At 66.1% G+C, this 1,619-nt stretch carries 2 protein-coding genes; both read right to left on the reverse strand.

Translation table 11 applies throughout. The features are described 5' to 3' along the window. Window positions 1-198: 198 nt before the first annotated feature. The gene (locus ACIOSY_RS17855) at window positions 199-405 is read right to left on the reverse strand and encodes a CDGSH iron-sulfur domain-containing protein (protein WP_400855556.1); all 207 of its coding nucleotides are present in this window, start codon (window positions 403-405) and stop codon (window positions 199-201) included. Next, window positions 402-1,433 carry an iron-containing redox enzyme family protein gene (locus ACIOSY_RS17860; protein WP_400855557.1) on the reverse strand — a complete coding sequence of 344 codons (1,032 nt, stop codon included), beginning with the start codon at window positions 1,431-1,433 and terminating at the stop codon, window positions 402-404. The genes ACIOSY_RS17855 and ACIOSY_RS17860 overlap by 4 nt, the downstream gene beginning before the upstream one ends. Between the last annotated feature and the right edge of the window lie 186 nt (window positions 1,434-1,619).

Here is a 1,619-nt window from a genome sequence, read left to right on the forward strand (position 1 = left end):
CTCCTTGGGAAACGACTTGGGCATGATGACATCCTTCCAGGCCAGCCCTCTCAGCTAGCCACGTTAGATGTCACCTGTTCCTGCATCAGACCCGAACTCATAATCGTGAGCTCGCGGGTTCAAGCCCCGCTCCTGCTACAGATTCAAGCCCCCGAGAAATCGGGGGTTTTCTGCGTCCAGGTTGAGGACGAACCTGGGTCACTCCTCGGTGCGGAACCCCGCGGCCTTGTGCGTGCCATCGCAGAACGGCTTGATCGCAGACAACCCGCATCGGCACAGGGCCACCGAGCGACGATGACGCTCGATCGGCTCACCGTCCGACGACAGCAGCTCCACGTCGCCGCGAAGGATCAGCGGTCCGTCCGGGTACGCCGTGATGGTCGGCACGTCGCGAGCAGAAGTCATGACCTCGGCCTCAGGGACGACTGATCCTGCAACCAGGCACCGAGCATGTGCGCACCGGCCCAGCCGTCGACCGTGAGGCAGGCGGCGGCGCCGAACATGATGTCGGGAAGCAGATCGGGCCGATCCTCCGACAGGGCACCGGCAAGATCGCGCGCGGCGATCTGCTCGTGCACGGCATCCGCTTCGACGTGCTCGTCGAAGTAGTCGGTGACGTCGGCGCCGAAACCCAGCCGTCGCAGTCCGTCGCCGTAGAGCTTGTTGGGAATCGACGAGGTCATCTCGAAAGCGGCCAGGTGCCCCACGATGGCCCCGAGCAGCCGGCGGTTCAGTCCGAACATCGACATCATGTTGTGTGAGGCGAGTGTGATGGCGGGCACGTCGTCGATGTACGCGCCGTAGGTGTCATCGAGCCCCGCACCACGCATCGCGGCGGCGAAGATGTGCGCGTGCACGCGGTCGAGACGCCCTCCGCCGTATTCGTCGGACTGGATCTCGACGAGCGCGGCCTTGGCGCGTCCGGTCAGGCGGGGGATGGCCCACGAGTGCGGGTCGGCCTCGCGCAGCGTGTACACCGACCTCTGCATAAAGAACTCGAGCGCCTGTTCCTCGGTCGCCTTCCTGGCCATATACCGCGAGAGGCTGGGGCCGGTATCGGCGTCGGCCAGCGCGAACAGTGCACGGCCGACGGCGTCGACGGTCGGCTCGGGAAGCTCCGGCATGGTCACGGCCGCGCGCAGCTCCGCCTCGAACGCGCGCTCGATGGCTCGCCGCACGTCGATCAGCTGGGGGTCCCATTCGAGCTCGGGGTCGAGCTGCGCAAGCGAACCGTAGGCCGAGGCGTAGAGCGCGAACAGAGCCAGTTGCACGTCGTCGTCATGGGCGAGATCTGCGACGCCGTCGAGCGCTGCGTTCACGGCGTCGGCATCGAGGGCATCCGTCGCGCCCGTGAGGCGGCGAAGCACCGCGTCGCTGAGAGGACCGCGGGCCTGCGGCAGAGCGGCGGTGGAGGTGAGGGTGGGTGAGCTCATGGGGCATTCCGATCGACGAGGGCGGATGCAGTCTCTCGCCGTCTCCCGCGATCAGACAGGGACTTGACGATCGACTCGTTCGGGGGCTAGCTGTACTGACCTCGACCGTTGTTGATTCGGTCGATGGGGGTCTTGCCTCTGATGCCGAGGTGGGCTCGTTCTAGGTTGTAGTAGTCGAGCCAGGTG

Origin of the sequence: Microbacterium sp. NPDC087665, assembly GCF_044743285.1 — a bacterium.
GTDB lineage: Bacteria > Actinomycetota > Actinomycetes > Actinomycetales > Microbacteriaceae > Microbacterium.

Excerpts from the sequence above, each read along its gene's own strand:
- ACIOSY_RS17855 (WP_400855556.1), bottom strand. The coding sequence starts at position 405 with ATGACTTCTGCTCGCGACGTGCCGACCATCACGGCGTACCCGGACGGA.
- ACIOSY_RS17860 (WP_400855557.1), bottom strand. The coding sequence starts at position 1,433 with ATGAGCTCACCCACCCTCACCTCCACCGCCGCTCTGCCGCAGGCCCGC.